Annotated in this window: 15 protein-coding genes; 6 read left to right on the top strand and 9 right to left on the bottom strand. The window is 62.7% G+C overall.

Annotated elements, in window-relative coordinates:
- Nucleotides 1–48: 48 nt before the first annotated feature.
- Genes SDENCHOL_RS05070 through SDENCHOL_RS05060 form a run of 3 tightly spaced genes read right to left on the bottom strand, consistent with a single transcriptional unit; the run spans nt 49 to nt 2,874 of the window.
- Nucleotides 49–714 (bottom strand): LutC/YkgG family protein, encoded by a 666-nt coding sequence (locus SDENCHOL_RS05070; protein WP_231912915.1) that lies wholly within the window; start codon nt 712–714, stop codon nt 49–51.
- Nucleotides 711–2,138 (bottom strand): LutB/LldF family L-lactate oxidation iron-sulfur protein, encoded by a 1,428-nt coding sequence (locus SDENCHOL_RS05065; protein ID WP_154716246.1) that lies wholly within the window; start codon nt 2,136–2,138, stop codon nt 711–713. The genes SDENCHOL_RS05070 and SDENCHOL_RS05065 overlap by 4 nt, the downstream gene beginning before the upstream one ends.
- Before the next feature lies 1 nt (nt 2,139).
- Nucleotides 2,140–2,874: a (Fe-S)-binding protein gene (locus SDENCHOL_RS05060; protein WP_154716245.1), complete on the bottom strand. Its 735-nt coding sequence runs from the start codon at nt 2,872–2,874 to the stop codon at nt 2,140–2,142.
- A gap of 109 nt (nt 2,875–2,983) precedes the next feature.
- Between SDENCHOL_RS05060 and SDENCHOL_RS05055 the strand changes: the two genes are divergently transcribed.
- Nucleotides 2,984–3,775, top strand: coding sequence for an IclR family transcriptional regulator (locus SDENCHOL_RS05055; RefSeq protein ID WP_231912914.1), 792 nt, complete (start codon nt 2,984–2,986; stop codon nt 3,773–3,775).
- A gap of 173 nt (nt 3,776–3,948) precedes the next feature.
- Here the strand turns inward: SDENCHOL_RS05055 and pbpG are convergent, their stop codons facing one another.
- Entirely contained in the window at nt 3,949–4,839 is an 891-nt protein-coding gene (gene pbpG, locus SDENCHOL_RS05050; RefSeq protein WP_231913010.1) for a D-alanyl-D-alanine endopeptidase, read from the bottom strand.
- A 376-nt stretch (nt 4,840–5,215) separates the two neighbouring features.
- Here pbpG and SDENCHOL_RS05045 point away from each other — a divergent pair, with 376 nt between their 5' ends.
- From SDENCHOL_RS05045 to SDENCHOL_RS05030, 4 genes are all read left to right on the top strand, one after another.
- Nucleotides 5,216–6,205 (top strand): PfkB family carbohydrate kinase, encoded by a 990-nt coding sequence (locus tag SDENCHOL_RS05045; RefSeq protein WP_172954994.1) that lies wholly within the window; start codon nt 5,216–5,218, stop codon nt 6,203–6,205.
- Complete coding sequence (locus SDENCHOL_RS05040) at nt 6,202–8,355, top strand: HAD family hydrolase (protein ID WP_154716242.1); 2,154 nt, start codon at nt 6,202–6,204, stop codon at nt 8,353–8,355. Before SDENCHOL_RS05045 ends, SDENCHOL_RS05040 begins: the two co-directional genes overlap by 4 nt.
- Nucleotides 8,352–10,721 carry a sucrose synthase gene (locus SDENCHOL_RS05035; RefSeq protein ID WP_154716241.1) on the top strand — a complete coding sequence of 790 codons (2,370 nt, stop codon included), beginning with the start codon at nt 8,352–8,354 and terminating at the stop codon, nt 10,719–10,721. Before SDENCHOL_RS05040 ends, SDENCHOL_RS05035 begins: the two co-directional genes overlap by 4 nt.
- 73 nt (nt 10,722–10,794) lie before the next feature.
- Entirely contained in the window at nt 10,795–11,925 is a 1,131-nt protein-coding gene (locus SDENCHOL_RS05030) for an NAD(P)/FAD-dependent oxidoreductase (RefSeq protein WP_154716240.1), read from the top strand.
- 89 nt (nt 11,926–12,014) lie between these two features.
- Here SDENCHOL_RS05030 and SDENCHOL_RS05025 read toward each other — a convergent pair whose 3' ends face one another.
- Genes SDENCHOL_RS05025 through SDENCHOL_RS05010 form a run of 4 tightly spaced genes read right to left on the bottom strand, consistent with a single transcriptional unit; the run spans nt 12,015 to nt 17,837 of the window.
- Nucleotides 12,015–12,650: a cytochrome b/b6 domain-containing protein gene (locus SDENCHOL_RS05025; RefSeq protein WP_154716239.1), complete on the bottom strand. Its 636-nt coding sequence runs from the start codon at nt 12,648–12,650 to the stop codon at nt 12,015–12,017.
- Entirely contained in the window at nt 12,647–14,359 is a 1,713-nt protein-coding gene (locus SDENCHOL_RS05020; RefSeq protein ID WP_231912913.1) for a tetrathionate reductase family octaheme c-type cytochrome, read from the bottom strand. The genes SDENCHOL_RS05025 and SDENCHOL_RS05020 overlap by 4 nt, the downstream gene beginning before the upstream one ends.
- A gap of 13 nt (nt 14,360–14,372) precedes the next feature.
- Nucleotides 14,373–15,530, bottom strand: a complete 1,158-nt coding sequence (locus SDENCHOL_RS05015; RefSeq protein ID WP_154716238.1) for a patatin-like phospholipase family protein — start codon at nt 15,528–15,530, stop codon at nt 14,373–14,375.
- Between the two features lie 21 nt (nt 15,531–15,551).
- The gene (locus SDENCHOL_RS05010) at nt 15,552–17,837 is read right to left on the bottom strand and encodes an NADP-dependent malic enzyme (RefSeq protein WP_154716237.1); all 2,286 of its coding nucleotides are present in this window, start codon (nt 17,835–17,837) and stop codon (nt 15,552–15,554) included.
- 522 nt (nt 17,838–18,359) lie between these two features.
- Here SDENCHOL_RS05010 and SDENCHOL_RS05005 point away from each other — a divergent pair.
- Complete coding sequence (locus SDENCHOL_RS05005) at nt 18,360–20,210, top strand: phosphoenolpyruvate carboxykinase (GTP) (protein ID WP_154716236.1); 1,851 nt, start codon at nt 18,360–18,362, stop codon at nt 20,208–20,210.
- A gap of 304 nt (nt 20,211–20,514) precedes the next feature.
- Here the strand turns inward: SDENCHOL_RS05005 and SDENCHOL_RS05000 are convergent, their stop codons facing one another.
- A complete protein-coding gene (locus tag SDENCHOL_RS05000; RefSeq protein ID WP_154716235.1) occupies nt 20,515–24,444 on the bottom strand; it encodes a DUF6701 domain-containing protein in 3,930 nt (1,309 codons plus the stop codon).
- Nucleotides 24,445–24,753: the final 309 nt, after the last annotated feature.

The raw sequence follows: 24,753 nt of genomic DNA, 5'->3' as shown, positions 1-24,753 counted from the left end.
CGGACGCCGGCTGCGCATCCTGCGCGGCTACGAATCGTTAATCGCTGATCACTGATCGTTGACCACGACCACATGCACGCGATACGGCCCGTGCGCACCGAGAACGATGGTCTGTTCGATGTCGCCGGTGCGCGACGGACCGGAAACGAAATTGACGGCACGCGGCAACTCGGCCAATTCATCGCGCAGCAAGGCCCAGGCCATTTCCATATCGGCCACGATGCGGCTGGCCGACAGCACGGCAATGTGGGTTTCCGGCAGCAGGCTGGTTGCTGCCGGCGTGTTCGCGGAAGAGCACAGCACCAGCGTCCCGGTTTCGGCAAGCGCGGCGAAACAGCCGGTGATGCCGACCGGATCGTCGGCCTGCACCGGGCGTACAGTCGTCACGACACCCTGCGCGGCCCAGTCGAGATCGGCCAACGCCGGCCAGCACACCGCCTGCAACGGCAACGCCTGCGCCCGCAGGTAACGCGCCACCGCCGCGGCAACCTCGCGACGGCCGGCAACCACATCCAGCGTGGTCGCCAGCGCCTGCGCCCTGGCGCGAAAGCGCTCCAGAAAATCGCCGGGCAGCGGCGGACGCGGCCCGGCAATCCGCTCGCTCAGGCAGCGCTCGATCGCAGCGCGCCCGTGCGCGGCATTTCCGGCATCGCGTCCCAGCCTGCCGCGCAGGCGGCCGAGAATCTCTTCGCGCGCATCCATTCTCATCTTCATGCAGCCCTGTCCGGACGCCGCCGCGCATATTTTGCATATTGCTCACGGAAGCTGCGTCCCGACGGCGCCGGCAGGTCGCGCGCCAGCGTCCATTCCGGCAGCGGCGTGAACACGCGGATGCGCCGCTCGCTGCCACCCAGCCATCGCAGATAGCGCGATGCCAGCCGGGTCACGATGGCATACAGGCGCGGATGCAGCGCCAGCCAGGCCCAGCATCCGAGCATCAGGCGTTCGCCGAACGGGCGCAGATGCCGCTTCACCCGTTCCTCGCGCAGTTGGCGCAATAACCCGGGCAACGGAATCTTCACCGGGCAGACCTCGGCGCACTGACCGCACAGCGTCGATGCCTGCGGCAATTCGCTGGCCGTCTCGAAATCACCGAGCAGCGGCGTCAGGACCGAGCCCATCGGCCCCGGATAAACCCAGCCATAGGCCTGGCCGCCGATCGACTGATACACCGGACAATGATTCATGCAGGCGCCGCAGCGGATGCAGCGCAGCATGGCGGCGTATTCGCTGCCCACCAGATCGGCGCGACCGTTATCGACCAGGATGAAATACATGTGCTCCGGCCCATCGCTTTCCCCGGCGGCGCGCGGGCCGGTGAGCACGGAAAAATAGTTTGAAATCGACTGGCCGGTCGCCGAACGCGGCAGCAGGCGCATCAGCGTGGCAAGGTCTTCCAGCGTCGGCACAATCTTCTCGATGCCGGTGATCGCCACATGCACCTTGGGCAAGGTCGTCACCAGACGGCCATTCCCTTCGTTGGTGACCAGCGCCAGCGAGCCGGTTTCGGCGACGAGAAAGTTGCCGCCGGAAATCCCCATGCCGGCGCTCAGGAAGTGCGGCCGCAGCATCTCGCGCGCCTCGCGCGTCATCTCGTGGATGTCGCCGGTCGCCGGCCGGCCGTGGATGCGCGCGAACAGCGCCGAGATTTCTTCCTTACTCTTGTGTACCACCGGCGCGACGATGTGCGAGGGCGGCTCATTACCATTGATCTGCAGGATGTATTCGCCCAGATCGGTTTCCATCGGCTGGATGCCGGCCGCCGCCAGCGCCTGATTCAGCGCGGCCTCCTCGGAAAGCATGGACTTCGACTTGACCGCCTTGTCGACGCCATGGCGCTGCGCGATTTCCACGGTCAGCCGGCACACCTCGGCGCCATCCCTCGCCCACAGCACGGTCGCGCCGCGCCGCGTCGCTTCGGCTTCGAAGCGCTCCAGCCACAGATCGAGATCCGCCAGCACGCGGTCGCGCACGCCCTGCGCCGCATTGCGCAGCGCCTCGAAGTCGTCGAGTTCGGCCACGGCGCGGGCGCGCTTGTCGACAAACTTGCCGCGCGTCCGCCGCAGGTTGCGTTGCAGCCCCGCATCCGCCAGTTTCCCGGCGACGCGGGCCTTGAAATGCACCGCCTGCGCTTCCATGCTAATCACCCCGACCGGCAAGCACTTCGGCGATATGCAGCACCTGCGTGGTCTCATCGCCCATGCGCCGCAACTTGCCTTCGATGTTGAGCAGGCAGCCCAGATCGCCACCGACCACCACCGGGGCACCGCTGGCCTGGATGTTGGCGCATTTCTTTTCGGCAATCGCCGCCGAAAGCGCGCCGAAACTGGCCGAGAAGGCCCCGCCAAAACCGCAGCACTCCTCGGCGGCGGGCATTTCCTTCAGCTTCACATGGGCGCACTTGCCCAGCAGCGCGCGCGGCTGCTGCTTGATGCCCAGCTCGCGCAGACCGGAACAGGAATCGTGATAGGTCACTTCGCCGACGAACCGGCTCGCCCGCGGCAGGCGTTCGAGCCGCGCGACATTGACCAGAAAATCCGTCAACTCGAAAGTCTTTGCCGCCAGCGCCGCCATGCGTGCGGCCAGCGCGGCATCATCGGCCACCAGTTGCGGATAGTGGCAGCGCACCATGGCAGCGCAGGAACCGGAAGGCAGCACGAGGTAATCGCAGTCCTCGAATTCATCCAGCAGCTTGACGGCCAGCGCCCGCGCCGCCGCCCGCTCGCCCGCGTTCCAGGCCGGTTGGCCGCAGCAGGTCTGCGTCGCCGGCACGACCACCTGGCAACCCGCCGCTTCCAGCAGTTCCAGCGCCGCAAAACCGATGCGCGGCCGCATCAGGTCCACCAGACAGGTCACGAAAAGGCCGACGCGCATGGATTCATACCGGGGCAAGCAAGGTAAAGCCAGTAATGGCAAGGGAAAGCAGACGATATTTCACGATCTGATATAGTATTCGATCACCCACAGCGACGAAAGACTTTTGGTGCCTCCTCCCGCCCAGCCGGAAACCAGGAATCCGATTCAGGTCATCGAGCGCATGATGAAACTGCTCGATGTGCTGTCATACCACCATGACCCGGTGAGCCTCAAGCAACTCTCGCTGGAAACCGGCCTGCACCCGTCGACGACCCATCGCATCCTCGCCGCCATGGCGGCCAGCGGCTTCGTCGAACGCGCCGGGCCGGGCACCTACCAACTGGGGATCCGCCTGCTGGAACTGGGCAACCTGGTCAAGTCGCGCATCAACATCCGCGACTCGGCCATGCCGCTGATGCAGCGTCTGCACCGGGAAATCGGCGAGAGCGTGAATCTGGGCGTGCGCCAGGGCGACGAGATCGTCTATGTCGAACGCACCTCCAGCGGCCGCTCGACGGTGCGCGTCGTGCATCTGGTCGGCGCGCGCGCGCCACTGCACGTCACCGCCGTCGGCAAGCTGTTTCTGGTCGAAGACGGCCCCCACAAGGTGCGCGAATACGCCCGACGCACGGGGCTGCCCGGCTTCACGCCGACTTCGCTGACCTCGCTGTCCGCGCTGGAAAAGGAACTCGACCACGTCCGCCGTCACGGCGTGGCCTTCGACAACGAGGAAATCGAACAGGGGCTGCGCTGCATCGCCGCACCCGTGCGGGACGATGCCGGCGAACTGGTCGCCGGGCTGTCAGTCTCCGCCCCGGCAGAACGCCACAGGCCGGACTGGGCAGCCATCGTCCGCGATACGGCGGACGAAATCTCCGCCGCCATCGGCTACGTCAAGCCGATACGCCAGGGACGCTAGTGTAGTGCTGCATTCTTGACGGGAATAAATATCGGCTTCGTCATTCCCGCGCAGGCGGGAATCCAGTACGTACCTGGGTCCCCGCTTTCGCGGGGACGACAAATGTGTGGTTCTTTATGTACCAATCAGCGCGCATCCCTCTCACCCGCGCATCCCGCTTCGGCAAACCTGCTTCAGCTTGCCGAATGGCGCAGAGACGAGGCGCCGTTTTCCACCCAGTGCTTGATCCGGTTGGCATCGCCGATCCGCGTCATCTTGCCGATGGAATCCAGCAACACGATGATGGTGGGCTTGTTGTTGAACCAGGCCTGCATCACCAGGCAGCGCCCGGCCTCATTGATGAAACCGGTCTTGGACAGGCCGATATCCCAGGATGAACTTCTCACCAGGCTGTTGGTGTTGTTGAAGACATGCGTGCGGCCGCCAAAGGCCACTTCGTAATTGGACGTGGTGGAAAACTGGCGGATCAGCGGGTATTGCTGGGCAACGCTGACCATGCGCGCCAGATCGCGGGCGCTTGAAACATTCTCCGCACTCAAGCCGGTCGGATCGGAGAAATAGGTATCCTGCAAACCCAGCATCTGGGCCTTGCGATTCATGGCCGCGACAAAAGCCGGCCGCCCACCCGGGTAGTAACGCGACAACGCGAAGGCCGCGCGATTTTCCGACGACATCAGCGCCAGGCGCAGCATTTCTTCACGACTCAGGCGGGTTCCCACCCTGAGGCGGGAATGGGTGCCTTTCAGCGTATCGACGTCATCTTCATCAATCTGCAGGATCTCATCGAGATCCGGCGGCGCGTCCAGCGCCACCATGGCCATCATCAGCTTGGTGATCGAGGCGATCGGCAGTACCGCTTCCGAGTTCTTTTCGTACAGCACGCTGCCGGTCGATTGATCCAGCACCATCACTGCATTCGAATACAGGCGCAGCGTCGAATAATCCTCCATGACGGCCGTGGCGCGTTTTTTTGCCGATACCTTCTGGAGCGCCTGTTTTTTGACCGTCGCAGGCTTGGCCTGCTTGCCCGCCGCCAGTGCCGGCGCCGAACCCAGACCCAGCATCAAACTCAACAGAGCAGCCAAGAGTACCTTGCTGTTACGATGCATAGTCCCCCCTCATTGTTCTTTCTTCTTTCCTGAATCACAACTCTGGATATTTAGTGTATTCATCCTGTTAGGTGACGAAGTTTAGCAGCATTATCAAATCTGTCTCACCTCGCGGCAGCAGTAAATTTTTCCCATCCCGGCATTTTTACCGCTTGCAGCCCGAACTGCAGGATGGCAGCCATCGGCATCCCCCCGGCGTATCGCAAGCCGGGCACCATGCAAAAATCCAGTAGACTCGGGCCAGCGCAGTATCTTTCTCTCCATCGGTCGAGTGCGCGGCCCACCGTCCTGGCAGCATGTTCGGCCACCTGCCTGTGGAGTTACGACAGTGGTGACTGCCGCGCCAACCTCCCCTGCCAGCCCGTCCTCGACCAGCACCGATTTTCCGGGCACCGTTTTCCTGTTCGGCGAATTGCTCGCCGATTGCTTTCCCGATCGCGAAATACCCGGCGGCGCTCCCTTCAATGTCGCCCATCATCTATGCGGCCTGGCCGGTTCGCAGATCCTCCGGCCGCTACTGATTTCCCGCATTGGCCAGGACGCCAGAGCCAGCCGCCTGCTCGCAGCCTGTCGGGCGGCCGGACTGTCCAGCGAAGGCATACAGCATGACGGACAACACCCCAGCGGACGGGTCGAGGTGACATTCAGCCAGACGAACGGCCTGCATCGGTTCGACATTCCACCGCAGCAGGCCTGGGATTTCATCGATGGCGCGGCCTGCGAAGCCCTGTTGCTGGCCCATCGGCCCAGGCTGATCTATTTCGGCACGCTGGCGCAGCGCAACAACGTCTCCCGCGCAGCCCTGAAAAGGCTGCTTTCCCGCTCCCGTACGAATGGCTTTCTGGATGTCAATCTGCGTCCGCCATGGGTTGGCAAGGATGTGCTGCATTGGTCGCTGAACCAGGCAGACACGCTCAAGCTCAATGAAGATGAACTGGCTGAACTCGCCACTCTGTTCTCCCCGGGAGACGATGCACCCCAGGCTCAGGCTGAACGTCTGGCCCGACAGTTCCGGATCCGCTGCCTGCTGGTTACCCGAGGTGCGCGAGGCGCCTGGCTGTTCGAGCGGGAGCGGGGCTGGCGGGAAAGCGTCGTGGCCTCTTCCGCAGTGCCCATCATCGACACCGTCGGCGCGGGCGATGCCTTCAGTGCCGTCTTTCTGCTGGGCTTGCAGTTGAAATGGGCGCCAGCCGACTGCCTGGAGCGCGCCAACCAGTTTGCCGCAGCGGTCTGCGGCCTGCGTGGCGCCGTACCGTCCGACGCGGACTTTTACCTCCCCTGGCGTCAGCGCTGGGGACTGGAAAGGAAGAAACCGGCATGAACCCTCTCTATATCCTGATGCTGAGCCTGCATGGCCTGATCCGTGGTCATGATCTGGAACTGGGGCGCGATGCCGATACCGGCGGCCAAACGCTGTACGTCGTCGAACTGGCCCGGGCATTGGGCCGCCACGATGATGTCGAACGAGTCGATTTGCTGACCCGTCTCATCGACGATCCCCAACTGTCGGCCGACTATGCGCAGGAAGAGGAAATCCTTGGCCCCGGAGCGCGCCTGGTGCGCCTTCCCTTTGGCCCCAGGCGCTATCTGCGCAAGGAAGTGTTCTGGAATCATCTCGATCTGCTGGTCGACCGCATCGTGCATTATTTGAGGCAACAGGCCCGGCTGCCCGACGTCATACACAGCCACTATGCCGATGCCGGCTATGTCGGCACCCAGCTTTCGCAACTGCTGGGAATCCCCCTCATCCACACCGGCCACTCACTGGGGCGCTGCAAACGCCAGCGCTTGCTGGCACATGGCCGTAAACCCCTGGCACTGGAACGCCAGTTCAATTTCGCCAGGCGCATTGCCGCAGAGGAAACCATACTGGCCAATGCCCAATTGATCATCGCCAGTACGCCGCAGGAAACCCAGGAGCAATACGGCCTCTATGAAAATTACCAGCCAGGTCGCGCCCTGGTGATTCCACCGGGAACGGACACCTCCCGTTTTGCGCCACCCGGCAAGGCGCCACTGGCAGCCGAAGTGCCGGGCATGCTCGATCGCTTTCTCACCGAGCCGCGCAAGCCACTGATCCTTGCCATCTGCCGCCCCGAAGTCCGCAAAAATCTCTTGCGCCTGGTTGAAGCCTACGGCAACTCGGACGAACTGCGGCAGCGTGCCAATCTGGCGATCATCGCCGGACAGCGCGATGACCTGCGTGATCTGGACGAGGACCAGGCGAAGGTTCTGACCGATCTGTTGCTGGCCGTCGATCGCTTCGACCTGTGGGGCAAGGTGGCATTGCCCAAGCGGCATCGGCCGGAAGATATACCGCAGTTTTACCGTCTGGCAGCCCAGCGTCATGGCGTCTTCGCCAATCCGGCCCTGACCGAGCCTTTCGGCCTGACCCTGATCGAAGCGGCCGCCAGTGGCCTGCCGATCGTGGCCACAGCCGACGGCGGCCCTCGCGACATCATTGCCAACTGCAACAATGGCATCCTGATCGATCCACTCGACAGCAACGACATCGCACGCGGTCTGCTGGAAGTTCTGGGTGATGCACGTGCCTGGCGCCGGCGGGCGCAGCACGGGCTTTCCGGCGTGAGTCATCATTACACTTGGGATGCCCATGTCGCCAAATATCTGAAAGCGGTGCGCCGGCTGGCGCGCAAGGAGCGCAAGCAGATACGCCGCGAACTGGCGGCCCATCTGCATCCGGGTCCAGCCACTTCACTGCCCTTCGTGCAACGCATGCTGGTCAGTGACATCGACAATACGCTGATCGGCGACCGCCACTCGCTGACCCGGCTCATCGAAGTATTGCGCACCAGCGGGCGGCAACTGGGATTTGCCGTCGCCACCGGCCGTTCCCTGGAAAGCACGCTGTCCATCTTGCGTCAGTGGCGGGTACCCCGGCCGGATGCGCTGATCACCTCGGTTGGCAGCGAGATTCACTATGGTCGCACCATGCTGCCGGACAATGGCTGGATACGCCACATTCGCCATCGCTGGCGGCGCGACGCATTGGCGGATCTGTTGACCGGCATTCCCGGCCTGATCCTGCAGCAACCGGAAAACCAGCGCGAATTCAAATTGAGCTATCTGGTCGATCCTGCCTCGATGCCTCCACTGCGTGCGCTCTACAAGCTTCTTCAGGGCGAAGGCCTGCACGCCAACCTGATCTACTCCCACCAGGCTTATCTCGACGTCTTGCCCATCCGCGCCTCCAAGGGACAGGCCGTACGCTATCTGGCCTACAAGTGGGGATTGCCATTGCGAAATTTCCTGGTGGCCGGCGACTCCGGCAATGACGCCGAAATGCTGGTGGGCGATACGCTCGGCGTGGTCGTCGCCAATCACAGCCCGGAACTGCAGAAGTTTCGCGGCCTCGAACAAATCTATTTCGCCAGCAATCGCCATGCGGCCGGTATCCTTGAAGGCATGGCCCACTATGGCTTCATCGTTACGGAGGGAGCAAGGACATGATCGAAAGCCTGTGCGCCTGGACCACGCAGAACCGCGATGCCATGCAGGCCTTCCTGCGAAGCTGCTTCGCCGATGGCCGCTCCCTGCTGCTCCACACCGATCTTCAGGAACACTACCAGGCCAGCGTGGCAGATAAAGGCAATCCGCTGGCCCAAGCCGTGCGCCACATGCAGGAAGCGGTACTGCGTCCGCCCCAGGCCTGCTTTGCCATCCGCGAGCATGCCGGTCATTGGCACTATCTGCGCCAGCATCTCGACACCCTGCTGCCGGAATGCATCGACGCCAGCGAGTACCTGCATTTCAAGGAACGTCTGGTCGTGGATGAATGCACCGCCAACGACATGCTCGAAGTCGATTTCGGCCCCTTCAACCGTGAATTTCCACGCCTGCAGGAAATACGCTCCATCGGCCAGGGCATGTCCTTCCTCAACCGCCACCTGGCCAGCGCCATGTTCCAGAACCCCGCGGAAGGGCAGGCCCGCCTGATCGATTTTCTGCACGTGCATGCCCTTGCCGGCCAGCAATTGATGCTGTTTGATTTCCTGCAGGGTGTTCCAGCGCTGCGCGCTGCCCTGCGTGAAGCTCAGGCGCTGTTGCAGCGGCAACCGGCAGAAACGCCCTGGAATGAACTGGCCGAACCCATGGGGCGCCTGGGATTCGCACCCGGCTGGGGCGATACGGCGCAACGCATGACGGAAACCATGAGCCTGCTCATCGATCTGCTCGAAGCACCCTCGCCCCAGACGCTGGAAACCTTTCTCGCCCGCATCCCGATGGTCTCTCGGCTGCTGATTCTTTCTCCACACGGCTGGTTCGCCCAGGATGGCGTACTCGGCCGGCCGGACACCGGCGGGCAGGTGGTGTACATCCTGGATCAGGTGCGCGCCCTGGAACAGGAAATGCGCCACCGTCTGGCCGTACAGGGCGTCAACGTCGAACCTCGCATCCTGGTCGTCACTCGTCTGATTCCCGAGGCCGACGGCACGACCTGCGACCAGGCTCTGGAAAGAATCCATGGCTGCGAACATGCCGTCATCCTGCGGGTTCCCTTCCGCCATCCCGGCGGCGAAGTGCTGCGTCACTGGATCTCGCGCTTCGACATCTGGCCCTATCTGGAAGACTTTGCCGTCGATGTCGAGCATGCGGCCCTGGCCGAGCTGGGCGGCCGCCCCGACCTGATCGTCGGCAACTACTCCGACGGCAATCTGGTTGCCTCCCTGCTCTCGCAACGCCTGGGCGTCACCCAGTGCAACATCGCCCATGCCCTGGAACAAAGCAAGTATCTGCACTCGGCGCTGTACTGGCGCGACAACGACGGCAGCCATCACTTCGCCTGCCAATACACCGCCGACCTGATCGCCATGAACAGTGCGGATTTCGTCATCACCAGCACCTTGCAGGAAATTGCCGGCACGCACGAAACCGTCGGGCAATACGAAAGCTACCAGGCCTGGACCCTGCCTGGACTGTACCGCGTGGTGCGCGGCATCGATCCCTTCGATCCGCGCTTCAACATCGTTTCGCCCGGTGCCGATGCCGAAGTATTTTTCCCATACCATGATGCAGAGCGGCGCCTGCACTCGCTGCGGCCACAGATCGATCGATTGCTGTTTGCCAGCGATCCCGGCGTTCCCTGGCGCGGGGGCTTCAGCAACCCGGACAAGCCCCTGCTCTTCACGCTGGCCCGCCTGGATCGCATCAAGAATCTCAGTGGCCTGGTCGACTGGTTCGGCAACGAACCGCGTCTGCGGCAGGCGGCCAATCTGCTGATCATCGGCGGTCATACCGATCCAGCCGCCTCTTCCGATGCCGAGGAAAAAGAACAGATACAGCGCATGCACGACCTCATGGACCAGCATCAACTGGACGGCCAGATGCGCTGGCTGGGCGCGCGACTCGACAAGGCGCTGACGGGAGAAATCTATCGGGTCATCGCCGATTGCCGGGGCATCTTTGTCCAGCCAGCCCTGTTTGAAGCCTTCGGCCTCACCCTGATTGAAGCCATGGCGTCCGGACTGCCGGTCTTCGCCACCCGTCATGGCGGCCCGCTGGAAATCATCGAGCACGGCATTTCGGGCTTCCACATCGACCCCGGTCAAGGCGGCAAGGCCGCGACAGCCATGGCGGACTTTCTGGAACGCTGCAGCAGCGATCCGGAATACTGGCGAAGCATTTCCAGCGCCGCCCTGACGCGGGTCGCCGCACGCTACACCTGGCGCCTGTATGCCGAACGGATGATGACGCTTACTCGCATCTATGGCTTCTGGAAGTTCGTCAGCAAGCTGGAACGCGAAGAAACCGCGCGCTATCTGCAGATGTTCCATCATCTGCAGTTGCGGCCGTTGGCGCGCGCCATCACAACGTGAATCACGGCGAAACTTCTATATTCAAATTTACTGATATATGATGGTCGTTTCCCCCGCACGGAATCTCGCCGCCATGACCCACATTCTCATTCTCGGCGCCGGCTTTGCCGCGGTGACGGCAGCCCGCGAACTGCGCCGGCTGCAGCCCCAGGCCCGCATTACCCTGGTCGCCCCCAAGCCTGAGTTCGTCTACCTGCCCAGCCTGATCTGGATACCAACGCATTTGCGCCAGGGCGGCGGCCTCATCCGGCCCCTGCAGCCTTTTCTGCAGCGCCATCGTCTGGAGTTTCATCAGGCTCAGGTCAGCGGACTGGCGGACGGAGGGCGCACGGTGCTGACCGATCGGGGCGAGCTGAAGAATGACGCCCTGCTCATTGCCACGGGTGGACGCTTCATCCGCAAGCTGCCGGGCATCGAACATGCCTTGACGCTGTGCGAAGGCATCGCTGCCGCCGAGGCCATCCGTGATCGTCTCACCGCCATGCGGAGCGGCCGTATCGCCTTCGGCTTCGGCGGCAATCCTCAGGAGCCGGCGGCCATGCGCGGCGGGCCGATGTTCGAACTGCTCTTCGGCGTCGAAACCATGCTGCGCCAGCAGCAGCGTCGCGAGGCCTTCACGCTGACCTTTTTCAATCCGGCCACCGAACCGGGCAAGCGCCTGGGCGACAAGGCGGTCGGCAAAATCCTGGCCGCAATGGCCCGGCGCCGGATCGCCACCCATCTTGGCCACAAGCTGGTGAGTTTTTCCGCGCAGGGCGTCACCACCGAAGGCGGCCAGATCGATGCCGACCTGATCCTCTTCATGCCCGGCCTGACGGGACCGCAGTGGGCGGAAAACTCCGGCCTGCCGCTGTCGCCGGGCGGCTTCATCCAGGCCGACGCATACTGCCGCGTGCCAACCGCCGAGCGCGTGTTCATCGCCGGCGATGCCGGCAGCTTTCCCGGCCCCGACTGGTTGCCCAAGCAGGCGCACATGGCCGAACTCCAGGCCAGGGCCGCCGCGCAGAACCTGCATCTGGCCCTGCAGGGGCACGCCCCCACCGCCCAGCCCCGTCCGGAACTGATGTGCATCATCGACACCCTGGACAGCGGCATCATGGTCTATCGCAGCCCCCAGCGCAGCATGGTATTCCCGGCGAACCGGCTGTTCCACTGGTCGAAAAAGGCTTTTGAAAAACGCTATCTGGCAAGCCTCAACAAATAATGAGCCGATCTCCGGGCCGATCTCGTTTGCGACGAGTCACAGGCAGGGGCGAGCATCCTCGAACCGGGTTGCGGCAAGTACGCCGCGGCTCAGCGCTTGCCGCCATCCTCCACCGTCCGCGCATCATCGACTTCTTCCCAGCCGGTGATCATGGCCTTGAGGTGAGCAAAGACCGTATGGCCGGTGGTGGCCAGATAAACATGGGCAAAGAAGAAGGCCACGATCATGTAGGCGCCGGCCGTGTGCGCCAGGGCCACACTCTCCAGGCTGAGCAGCCGATCCAGCCGCAACCGTTGCCAGTCGCCATGGAACAGATAGAGCAGGCCGGAAACCCAGATCAGCGGCAGGATGAAAGCCAGCAAGGCCAGGTAAGTCAGACGCTGCAGGGGATTGTGCTTTTTCACCGCGCTCGGCCGGAACGGATGCGTCGCATTCCGGAAAATTCCGACCGTGTAATAGCGCAGCATCGCCGACACATTGCGCAGCGAAGGCATGTACTGGCGCCACTCGCCGGTGGTGAATTGCCAGAAAATCGTAAAGCCCCAGAGCGTCAGCAGGCTCCAGGCGGCATAGGTATGGACATCCACGGCCTGCCCGTAACCCAGTAGTGCATAGCTGCCGTGCACCTCGAAGCCGGTGAGCATCATCAGGATGATCAACAAAGCCTGCGACCAGTGCCAGAAGCGCTCGTAGCGCTTGTAGATGTAGATGCGCTGCGTGCTCATGCGTCATGCTCCCTGCGTCGGCTCAGAATGCGGACGACACCATGCAGCAGGCTGGCCGCGATCACCGCCAGCACCGCCGCGCCTCCCAGCAGATCCAGCCAGTGATTGCGGTCGCGGCCCGGCAGATAGATGTCGGTGATCTCGCTCAGGCGGCCCTCCGCTGAACGCGTGTGGCAATCCTGGCACTGCAGCGCCTGTTCCTTGGGCGTCACCATGTGGGTGATGAACCAGTTCATGCGCGTCTCGATGAAATCGTACTTGCCGCTGTAGGGCAGGCCGGCGTAATCCATGCCGGCCTGGATGGATTTCGCGTAGTCGTAATTGCCCCAGAACGCCGTGTCGTCGTTGCCATAGACGTGATTCACCACCAGGGTCTGGTTCACCGGATCGTAGGGCTGCTTGCCGACCATGACCTTGAAGGGCCAGATGCGGGCATTCGGATCCCTGGCCGAACCCTCGACGCGGTTCAGCTCAAGAATGTTCCTGTCATCCAGCTTGTCGCCGATCTTCTCGTCGATCACGATCTGCCGCACCACGCCGTTGTACCACTTGTAGGTCGGACGCAGGTTTTCGCCATAGCTGAAATCGCCCTTCTCCGCCGAATAGATCAAGCGGTCGTGGTCGTCCTTGATGAACAGCGGCTTGCCCTCCGCATCGCGCTTGCCGGCGGTCGACCAGTCCCACAGCGTCTTGGTGGCAATGCCGCCACGCGCGAACTCGGGGATATGGCAGGTCTGGCAGGCAATCCGCTTGCCGTGACGGTTGAGCCGCTCATTCTTGTGCGGCTGCAGGTCATGACAAGACTCGCAGGTCGCCCGGATGTGATCCTCGTGCTTCATGTCGCGCCCCCGGGTATCCCGCGCCATGGCGGCATAGCGGCTGCCCGAGGGTTGATGGGCGTTGAAGGTATGGCAATCCGCGCAGGACAGGTTGCCGCCCTGGGGCGACATGTGCACGTCCACGCCGGGCGACGGCGCAATCAGCGAGGAATCCAAATCGCCATGCTTGACGGCATCGCCACCGCCACCGTTGAAATGACAGGCGCCGCAATTATGGCGTCCGGACTTGCCCACCGCCTGGGCGATCCGGGTCAGGTCGGGCGGCTGCTCGAACTTGCCGCTGCCCTTGACCCGCTCGCGCGGCTCGTACAGCGGATGCCCGGCATCGGTCGGAAACTTTTTGTAAGTGGCCGTGGTGTCGTGGCAAGCCAGGCAATCGACGTTGTTCTGATTGGTGAAATCGTAATTCTTGTCCTGCCAGCCATAACCGGCATGGCAACTCGTGCAGCGCGGTTCGTTGGACAGGGGCGAGCCGCAGAAATTATTGGCGGCATGGCGCTTGCCGAGTTTCTTGTCGATCAGCGGATTGACCGTCTCCCAGGTCCAATGCACGCTCTGCATGACCTGATGGGCCGCTTCGTTATGGCAGGTCAAACAGGCCTGGGTGACTTCCGGCCCGCTCTTGAAGGCTCTTTGCAGTTCCTTGAACTTGCCGTGATCCGCCGTGCTGCTGGCCTTGCCGCCGCTGGCCACCACCGGCAGACTGGCTATCATCCGGGCAGAGCCAGTTTCCTCTTCCGCCGCCACCGGGGCCTTGGATGCGGCATCGGGTGTCGATGCCGCGGTGGTCTCCGCCACGGCGCCCATGATCAGCATCAGTGTACCGAACAGCCATGAGCGCAAAAAAGACTTTCGCTTTCGTGTACTCATGCGCATGATCCCCTTATCCGGTACTGGGTGAAATATCCAGAAAGGCAAGAATTTCGTCACGCCGCTCCTGGGCATCATGGTAACCCAGCTCGATCAGCGCGCGCGTATAGGATGCCTCGAACAGCAGATAGCTGGCCAGCGCGCCGCCGCGCTTGTTCAGGGCGCCGATATTCCCGAGCAGGGCGCGCAGCGCCCAGGGCAGGCTGCGGACGTGGCGCGCCGCGATATGATCGAGACGCTTGGAGGGCGAAATCTCCAGCGCTTCGATGGGGCGCAATGGCAATCCCTGGGCAAGCCGTACATCTTCCGGAATCAGGTTGAGCGTGCGGTTGATGCGCATCAGGCGCTCCAGGTCGACGGACAGGCTATCGAGAAAAATGCTCGACAACGCATGCCCGGCAATCTGTGCCAACGAAGGATAGCGCGAGCCGTATTCCCGGTAACTCTCGCCGGCATTTCGCTGACCGGCGCCAACCACCAGGATCTTGTCGGCGCCGAGATGGATCGCCGGCGATATGGGCGCGACCTGGCGCATCGAGCCATCGCCGAAATACTCGCGGTTGATCCGGACGGCGGGAAAAACAAACGGAATCGCGCTCGATGCCATCAAATGATCGACATTCAGCCGCGTATGCACGCCGAAACGCTGCGAACGCTGCCAGCTTTCGAGCGCGTAGCCTCCCTGAAAGAAGCTGACGCTCTGACCCGAGCCGTAGCCCGAACAAGTGATGCTCACGGAATGCAGCGCCCCGCTGGCAATGGCGGACTCGATGCGATCGAAATTCAGATGCCGCAGCAACAGCTCGCGCAACGGCGCATTATCGAGCAGGGAGCGCGGCACCTGCTTGACCAGCCAGCCCCCCAGGAGAGATGCCAGCCAGCGCATTCCCGTCAGGGAAATGCCCAGCGTATCGGCCCGATAAACCTGCCGGACATGGAAATTTCCCCAGATTGCCTCCAGCCGGCTGACCGCAAAACCGAAATCATCGGCCTGGGTCGCCAGCGAAGCCGCATTGATGGCGCCGGCCGAGGTGCCGCAAAGAATCGGGAAGGGATTTTGTCTGGTATCCGGCAGCAAGTCTCGAATCGCCGCCAGCACGCCGACCTGATACGCCGCCCGGGCGCCCCCTCCAGTCAGTATCAGCGCAGTTTTGGAGCGGCTCGCGGACATCGGACGGGACGGCGGTAACGGTCAGCGCTGCGTCTGTGTCTGCGTCGCCGCTTCGACGGACAGCAACGCGGTGACGTTGACAATCCGCCGCACGGTGGCGGTTGGCGTCAGGATATGTACCGGCCGGGCCGCTCCCAGCAGCAAGGGGCCCAGCGTCAGGCCATCGCCCGCAGCCGTTTTCAGCAGGCTGAAGGCAATGTTGGCGGCATCCAGCGTCGGCATGACGAGCAGATTGGCCTGCCCCTTGAGACGCGAATTCGGGAATATCTGATCGCGAATCTCTGCCGAAAGCGCGGCATCGCCGTGCATCTCGCCCTCGACCTCGAGATGGGGCGCGGTTTCCTGCAGCAGTTGCAAGGCCTCGCGCATCTTCAACGAGGTCGGCGTATCTTCCGAGCCGAAGCTGGAGTGCGACAGCAGGGCGATTTTCGGCGTCAGACCGAAACGCTGCACGACATCCGCCGCCAGCACCGTCATCTCGGCGAGCTGCTCCGCCGTCGGATCGTAATTCACATAGGTATCGCCGATGAACAGCGCGCGATTGGGCAGGATCAGCATGTTCATCGCATAGAAATTCCTGACGCCCTCGCGCAGGCCGATGACATTCCTGATGTAGCGCAGATGCTGCGAATGACTGCCATAAGTGCCGCAGACCATGCCGTCGGCGTAGCCCTTCTTGATCATCAGGGAGCCGATCAGCGTCGTCCGGCGCCGCGCTTCGCGCTTGGCGTACTCGACGCTGACGCCCTTGCGCTGCATGATTTCGTGGTACTCCGTCCAGAAATCGCGGAAGCGCGGATCGGAATCCGGATTCACCAGGGCAAAATCCTCGCCGGCCTTGATACGCAGACCGTACTTGGCGACGCGCGCATCGATCACATCCGGACGACCGATCAGGATGGGCTTGGCCAGACCTTCATCGACCACGGTCTGCACGGCGCGCAACACGCGTTCATCCTCGCCCTCGCAGAAAACGATGCGCTGCGGATTCTGCTTTGCTGCGGTAAACACCGGACGCATCTGCAGGCCGGAGTGATAGACGAACTCGGAGAGCTGGGCGCGATAACTCTCGATATCCGCCAGCGGGCGTCTGGCCACGCCGGAAACCATCGCCGCCTGGGCCACGGCCGGCGCCACCTTCATCACCAGACGCGAGTCGAAAGGCATGGGAATCAGGTACTCGGGGCCGAACTTGAAATCCACCTTGTTGTAGGCCGTCGGCGAAACATCGGGCTGCTCGGCATGGGCCAGATCGGCAATCGCCAGCACGGCGGCGATTTTCATTTCCTCGTTGATCGTCGTCGCGCCGACATCCAGCGCACCGCGGAACATGTAGGGAAAGCACAGCGCGTTATTCACCTGGTTCGGGTAATCCGAACGGCCGGTGCCGATGATCACGTCCGGGCGCGTGGCCTTGGCCAGTTCCGGCAGGATCTCGGGAATCGGATTGGCCATCGCCAGGACGATGGGGTTGGCCGCCATGGTCTTGAGCATTTCCGGCTTCAGCACGCCGGGCGCCGACAGACCGAGAAAGACGTCGGCATCGCGCACGATGTCGCCCAGCGTGCGGGCATCGGTCTGGCGTGCGTAGCGCGCCTTGGAGGGATCCATGTTCGGGTCACGGCCGACATGAACCACGCCCTTGCTGTCGGTGATATGGACGTTCTCCACCTTGACGCCCAGGCTCACCAGCAGATCGAGGCAGGCGATGGCTGCCGCCCCAGCGCCCGAACAGGCCACCTTGATTTTCCCGATGTCCTTGCCGACCAGGCGCAGGCCATTCAGCACGGCCGCTGCGGCAATGATCGCCGTACCATGCTGATCGTCATGAAAAACCGGGATCTTCAGGCGTTCGCGCAGTTTCTTCTCGATATGGAAACATTCCGGCGCCTTGATGTCTTCAAGATTGATGCCGCCGAAGGTCGGCTCGAGCGAAGCGATGATGTCCACCAGCTTGTCCGGATCGTTCTCGGCGATCTCGAGATCGAACACATCGATGCCGGCGAACTTCTTGAACAGCACGCCCTTGCCTTCCATCACCGGCTTGCCGGCCAGCGGGCCGATGTTGCCCAGGCCCAGCACCGCCGTGCCATTGGTGATCACCGCCACCAGATTGCCGCGCGCCGTGTATTTCTCGGCGTTGTCCGGATCCTTCTGGATTTCCTCGCAGGGCACGGCCACGCCCGGCGAATACGCCAGCGCCAGATCCTGCGGATTGAGCATCGACTTGATGGGTGTGACGGCGATCTTGCCGGGCTTCGGCTGAAAATGGTATTCGAGGGCTGCGGCGCGAAATCTTTCATCCATTATGGGTTACCCGCTGTATTTAATATCCTGCACAGTCAAATCTGCCGTCTTGCACCCCGTTTCAAACGGGGCCGGAACCAGGCACGCATTCTATAGTGACGGACAAAACATTGCTTGAGAAACAGACAGTAGAACGCCGCCTTTCTTGCCGGAAAGCGCAATCACGCCATCGCCCTTTACCCTTCCCCCTTGCTGCCGGCGAGCGCGCATTGCCGGCATCGTTCGCTGGCCCAGACACGCCTGCGCGCCTGTCGAACCCGCATTCCGGCAAATCTCCAAAGCCTGCTGAAACCGCGCATATACCCGCGCCACTCGACCGCTTAACTTGATCTTTACACAGGAAAATGCGAGAATCGCCGGCTACGGGTTTAGCAGACAAGTTACACATTTGCCTCCACCCCTTCCGTGCCGGGGCATACCCCCTCAACACGGAAAGCTGGAAGCCCACCGATCACCCACCCAGCGCGATCGATCGACTTTCAGGTACTTTCCCATCCCTATCTTCTGGAGAGTTCCGCAACCATGACCCAAGCTGCAGCACTTGCCACTTCCGCACCCGCGCACGCACCCGACTACGTCCGCAACGCCAAGCTGAAAGCCTGGGTTGCCGAAGTCGCCGCCCTCACCCAGCCCGACAGCATCGTCTGGTGCGATGGTTCCCAGGAAGAATACGACCGTCTTTGCACCATGCTGGTCGACACCGGCAAGATGATCCGTCTCAACCCCGCCAAGCGCCCGAACTCCTTCCTCGCCTGCTCCGACCCGTCCGACGTCGCGCGCGTCGAGGACCGCACCTACATCTGTTCCGCCAACAAGGAAGATGCCGGCCCCAACAACAACTGGGAAGAACCGGCCAAGATGAAGGAAAAGCTGACCGGCCTGTTCAAGGGCTGCATGCGCGGCCGCACCATGTACGTCATCCCCTTCTCGATGGGGCCGATCGGCTCGCCCATCGCCCACATCGGCGTCGAGATTTCCGACAGCGCCTACGTCGTCACCAACATGCGCATCATGACGCGCATGGGCCGCGCGGTCATCGACGCCCTCGGCGAGACCGGCGAGTTCGTGCCCTGCCTGCATTCGGTCGGCGCGCCGCTCGAACCGGGCCAGGTCGACGCGCGCTGGCCGTGCAACAGCACCAAGTACATCGTGCATTTCCCCGAGACGCGCGAAATCTGGTCCTTCGGCTCCGGTTACGGCGGCAACGCCCTGCTCGGCAAGAAGTGCTTCGCCCTGCGCATCGCCTCGACCATGGCGCGCGACGAAGGCTGGCTGGCCGAACACATGCTGATCCTCGGCGTCGAATCGCCGCAGGGCGAAAAAACCTACGTCGCCGCCGCCTTCCCCTCGGCCTGCGGCAAGACCAACTTCGCCATGCTGATTCCGCCGAAGAGCTTCGATGGCTGGAAGATCACCACGGTCGGCGACGACATCGCCTGGATCAAGCCGGGCAAGGATGGCCGTCTCTACGCCATCAACCCGGAAGCCGGCTACTTCGGCGTGGCCCCCGGCACCTCGGAAAAGACCAACTTCAACGCCATGGCGACGCTGAAGGAAAACATCATCTTCACCAACGTCGCCCTGACCGACGACGGCGACGTCTGGTGGGAAGGCATGTCCAAGGAAGTGCCGCAGCACCTGATCGACTGGCAGGGCCAGGACTGGACGCCCGAGATCGCCGTCAGCACCGGACGCAAGGCCGCGCACCCGAATGCCCGCTTCACCGCCCCGGCCAGCCAGTGCCCGTCGATCGACAAGGACTGGGAAAATCCCGCCGGCGTGCCGATCTCGGCCTTCATCTTCGGCGGCCGCCGCTCGACCACCGTGCCGCTGGTCTATGAAGCCTTCAACTGGAACTTCGGCGTCTACATGGCCGCCACCCTCGGCTCGGAAACCACCGCCGCCGCGGTGGGCGAAATGGGCATCATTCGCCGCGATCCGTTCGCCATGCTGCCGTTCTGCGGCTACCACATGGGCGATTACTTCAATCACTGGCTGCGCATCGGCCATACCATCGAGCACGCGCCGCGCATCTTCACGGTCAACTGGTTCCGCCAGAACGAAAACGGCGACTTCATCTGGCCGGGCTTCGGCGACAACATGCGCGTCCTGAAATGGATCGTCGAGCGCGTCAAGGGCTGCGCCGCCGCCAAGGAAACCGCGCTGGGCTGGATGCCCAAGTACGAAGACATCGACTGGACCGACTTCAAGGGCATGACTCGCGAACAGTTCGAGGAGTTGACCCGGGTCGACACCGAAATGTGGAAGACCGAACTGCAACTCCATGCCGAATGGTTCGACAAGCTCAAGTCGCGCCTGCCGCGCGAGCTGCTGCTGAAGCGCGAACTGTTCGAACTGGCGCTGGTGGACTGACGCGCCATCGCGCGGGAAGCGGCGCACCACTCACTTCCCGGCACACCCGCAAAACCAGCAGAATCCAGAACCCGACTGATCCCGCCACACCGGGGCCAGTCGGGTTCTTGCTTTCATGCCTCGGGCCAGGCAAGGCCATCGCATGCATGCCATCGGGGCTGCCCCGCGGTGCCGATACAGGACGAGGACGCAGGAGCGGGTTTGAAACCCGCCCCTACCTGGTCAATGGCATGAATACCAGCATGAATGCCATCGAGGCCCCAAGACCAAGGTCCTGAGACCCCGATCCCCCGCAGCGGCCAGCTCAATGCAGGCGCTTGTACAGGAAAGGACTCTTGGCGGTACCGAAGTTGATGCGCCCATGCGGATCCTTGGCATAAGCCCCCCCCCCGCACCAGGCGCCCTGCAGATATTTCAGATCCGCGCCCACCGTGGCGCCGGGCGCGCCGGCGCCCGTATCCCAGGTCAAGCAGGAAGCATCACTGGTGGCTGCCGGCAAACCCAGGTTGAGCGCAACGTCCGCGCTGCCCTGCTTGCCCGGCGCGCTCACGCGAATCGAGCCGGCACCCGCACTCAGCGTCACGGTCGAAGTCGCCACCGTGACGTCGGCGCTGGCCAGTCCGCCCTTGTAATTGCCGATCGCCATGCTGCTTGCGCCGCCCGTGGCAACACTCAGGCTGGTGCAGTTGTCGGCGGTATTCTTCGCCCAGCTCGTGCCATCCCAGTACAGGGCGGTCACCGGCACATACAGCGGCAGCAGCTCCGAACCATAGGCATTGTCGACCTTCAGAATGCCGAAGCGCAGCTTGGTGGCGGGCGAAGTGCAGCTATCGCTGTCCTGAGTCGCGCCGTTGCATTTGGTGATGGTGATGCCGTCGCCATCGGTAATCGTCGTTTTCAGGGCGAAATTGTCGTACGAGACCTTGTCCGCCGGCCTTGGAACGAAGCCGGAAGCCGCGTTCTGATAAAGGCCGCCCTCCACCCCGTCCGCATTCCCTGCATCCGGGCTTGGGCTCGGCCAGGCCAGCGGCGTGGTCAAGTCCATGGAAACCGGCGCCGCCGTTGCCGGGTTCGCGATCGTCACCCCGCCATTCAAGGCGCTGACGGTGAAGCCCGGCCGGTATGCCGACAGATAATCCGAGCGCAAGCGCACCAACTGTCCACCGGTCTTGTTCAGCGCCTTGATCACCACTTTCGGGATTGCCGCCGGCTGCTGGCCCAGATAAGTGAAGGCGCCGCAGGCCGGGCTGAACTCATGCTCGACCTCGTAATGATGCGGCGTGAAGCGCACCGACGTCACCCCGGACGAACCGATGTTGCAGCCATACTTGCCGTCTTCAAGCACGGTGGAAAACGAATCCACCACGCAATCGCCATTGCGCTGGTCATCCGAAGCCTGGGTGAATTGGGTATCCCCGACCGCGCTGCCGAAATACTTCACCAGGTCGTCGGTATAGGCCAGGAAACTCAGGGTACCGATATCGCCGTAGGTAAATGTCAGCCCCTTGGCCACCCCGTTCGCAACCGTCGTGAAAGCGCCCATGATCGAAGCCTGCGGCGGCAAGGCGATCGACTGATTGGTCCAATCGTGGATATAGCGCTCATCGACCAGCGGAATGCCGGCATACGCCATCGTCGTGTTGCCCGCGGAATTTTTCGCCGCCGCTTCGATGGTGAAATCCTCACCCGCCTTCTGCACGCCGCTCGCCGGCGTCATCGACAGCGCAAGATAGGCCGGACGGATACTGAAGGGATCCGTGGAGGCGTAGCACGTGTTGTCCTTGTCCTTGATCCGCACCCCCACCTTGGCGGCGGCATTGTTATAGGTCGCCGTGTAGGTCTTCCGCCCGCCGCTGAAGGCGGCCGTGCCCAGCGACTGCAGCAGCGGAGCGCCGTCGCAGGCACCCTGCGCCGAGACGTCGGCCAGTTCCACCGTGATGTTGTCCGCATAGGCGGGGGCGCCCACCACGTCGAACTCGAACGCCGTCCCGGCCAGCTTGGTGTAAAGATTCGTGCCGTTGTCGGCGCCCTTTTCCACCGCATCGAACGGCGGGCAGGACTTGTAGGTCATTGCCGCCGTGCAACTGACGCGCCGGTTGGTATGGGTGTCATAGCATTCGAGCGTGTTATCGACGAGGCTCAGACTCTTGTTGCTGTAGCCCAGATTGACGCTCTCGCCAGCCACGCTGTGCGAGAGCTTGACGCCGGACGAAGCGCCGGTGAAGCCGGTGACGGGAGCGGCGGTCAGGCCGCTCCAACTGCCCTTCGTCGCCAACGGCCGCAACACCGCATAGCCCCCATACACCGTGCAACTGCCGGCAGCGCCCATCTCCGGCATCGAATTGGCGCAGACCTTGATCGTCACCTCCGGCGGCTGGCAGGTATACGCGTTATTTGAATTGAATTCGTAGCGAATATGATCCGGCACCGGCGGCTGATAACCCTGGCAGGTCAACCGCGCACCCGAATCGGAACAGGATGGCGCGGCATTGCGTACCCAGGAATCGCCCCAGTGGCCGTAATTCTTCCCTGCCTTGTATTCCACGAGACGGCTCAACCCGAAGATATCCGACCCCATGCAGCCGGCCGGCGAACTGGGATAGCCGACGTTCGACAGGGTGATATAGCCGCCGTGATTATTGACTTTCCACTTCGTCAGCGAATGCGAGTAGTTGCAATACGCGCCCGACGGCATGGTGGCCGTGTCCTGGATGGCGACCAGATAACCCGCGCTGGAATTCGCGCCCTTGCGCGTGCCGCTGAACTCATAGGAACCGTTGCCCGACGCGAAGCAGGTCTTGTCGGTTTCATTGAGGATGTTGTACTCATTGGTGCTGCCGGGCGCCAGTTGTATCTTGAAGGTCTTGCCGGGGTTGTATTCAGTCTGCAAGACATGGCCCTTGAAGCCTATCCCGGGGGGCAAGTTGATCCCAAAAAGCAGATACCAGGGAAGATTCCAGTTGCCCGGGCTGCAACTGATCGAACTTCCCGGAGAAACATAGTCGCCCCCATTGCAGGCCCAGCCCAGATAGCCGCCAGACGAACCGAGGCGCAGGCCCGTATAGGTTCCTTCGCCCAGGCAGCCCGAGCTGGATGCCGCCGACACGTATTCGGTCTTTGGATCCGCCGCTTCATAGTTGGCATCCCCCGTCTGGGTATAGACCACCGTGCAGATCCCTTCCGCTGCCGTCATGGTGATCGTTACCGCCGTATCGGTGCTGTTGCCGCTGCCGCTGCAGATACCCACGCCCTGGACATACACCGGCAGATTCGAGGGCACGGCCTTGGCCTTGACGGTGAACGTCTGGCCATTGTCCCGGGTCGCGGGCGCCGACTGGGTGACGGTGATCGACTGCAAGGCCTTGGTCAGCGTCACGAGAGAGGTTTGCTGCGGCGCCGCCGCATAGTTGGCATTACCGGCCTGATCGGCTGCAATCACACAATCGCCCACGCCCTTCATGGTGACCGTCGTTCCCGAAACCGTACACACGCCCGTATTCAGTGAGCTGTAGGAAATCGCATTGCCGGAATCCGGGCTGCCCCGGGTTGCCGTCGGACTGATGGCGAAAGTGCTGTTGTTGGAAAAAACCCGGCTGGCCGTCGCCTGCTCGGGGAAGGTGATGGCCTGCGGAAGCTTGACGGCCGTGGTCGAATTCGTCACCTCCGCTGCCGGCGCATAAGGTGGATCGTTGGAAGTCTGGTTGTACTTGACCGTGCAAACGCCCGTTCCGCTGGTCATGGTGATGGTCGCGCTGCCGCTGCCGCTGCCCGAACAACTGCCGGAAGTCGTGATGGCCACCGGCCGCCCCGCATTGGTGGTCGCAGCGACCGTGAAGCTCGAGTTGTAGTTGGCGCTGGCCGGCGCCGGCGTGGTCACGGTGATGGTCTGAGGCAGGCCGGTGGCGTTGACGGTATAGCCGACCTCGGGTGCCGCCACCCAGGTTGCATTGCCAGCCTGGTTGAAGTTCACCGTACAACTTCCGGTGGTCTTGGTCATGGTGACGTTCGGCGCAGCATAAGTGCAATTACCCGACACGCTCACGCTGACCGACAAGCCGGAACTGGCCGTCGCCGCCACCGGGAAAGAGTTACCACCTTGCGCACTGGCTGGCGGCACGGCGGTCACATTGATGCTTTGCGTGGCCTTGATGGTATAGGTTGTACTAGGGTTCCGTCCTAGCGTATCCGTACCCTCGGCGACAACCACGCATGGCGCAGTGGGAGAAGCACTCATGGTGTAGGTTCGGTTGGCCGTACCATCGACAAAACAATTCGAGGTATGACCTTGCCAGCCCGTATCACCCGTTGGCGTGCAGGAACCACTCACATACCGCACCTTGGACCGCATGCCGCAAGCCCCATCATATATATAGTTCGCGTCAACGCGAAAAGTCCCGCCCGGTGCAACCTGTGTGGCAGTAATAGTGGGTTCCCAGCCATTGGCGAACGCTCCACCTGAAGCCGAGAACAGACCCACAGCCAGGACAGAAGGCCAGGCATCACTCATCAGGCCAGGAATCCGCGTCTGTGGAAACGGCAACTC

This window comes from Sterolibacterium denitrificans (genome assembly GCF_900174485.1).
Taxonomy (GTDB): domain Bacteria; phylum Pseudomonadota; class Gammaproteobacteria; order Burkholderiales; family Rhodocyclaceae; genus Sterolibacterium; species Sterolibacterium denitrificans.
The sequence above is the reverse complement of the archived record's forward strand: the minus strand, read 5'-3'. Positions and strand labels throughout refer to the sequence as shown.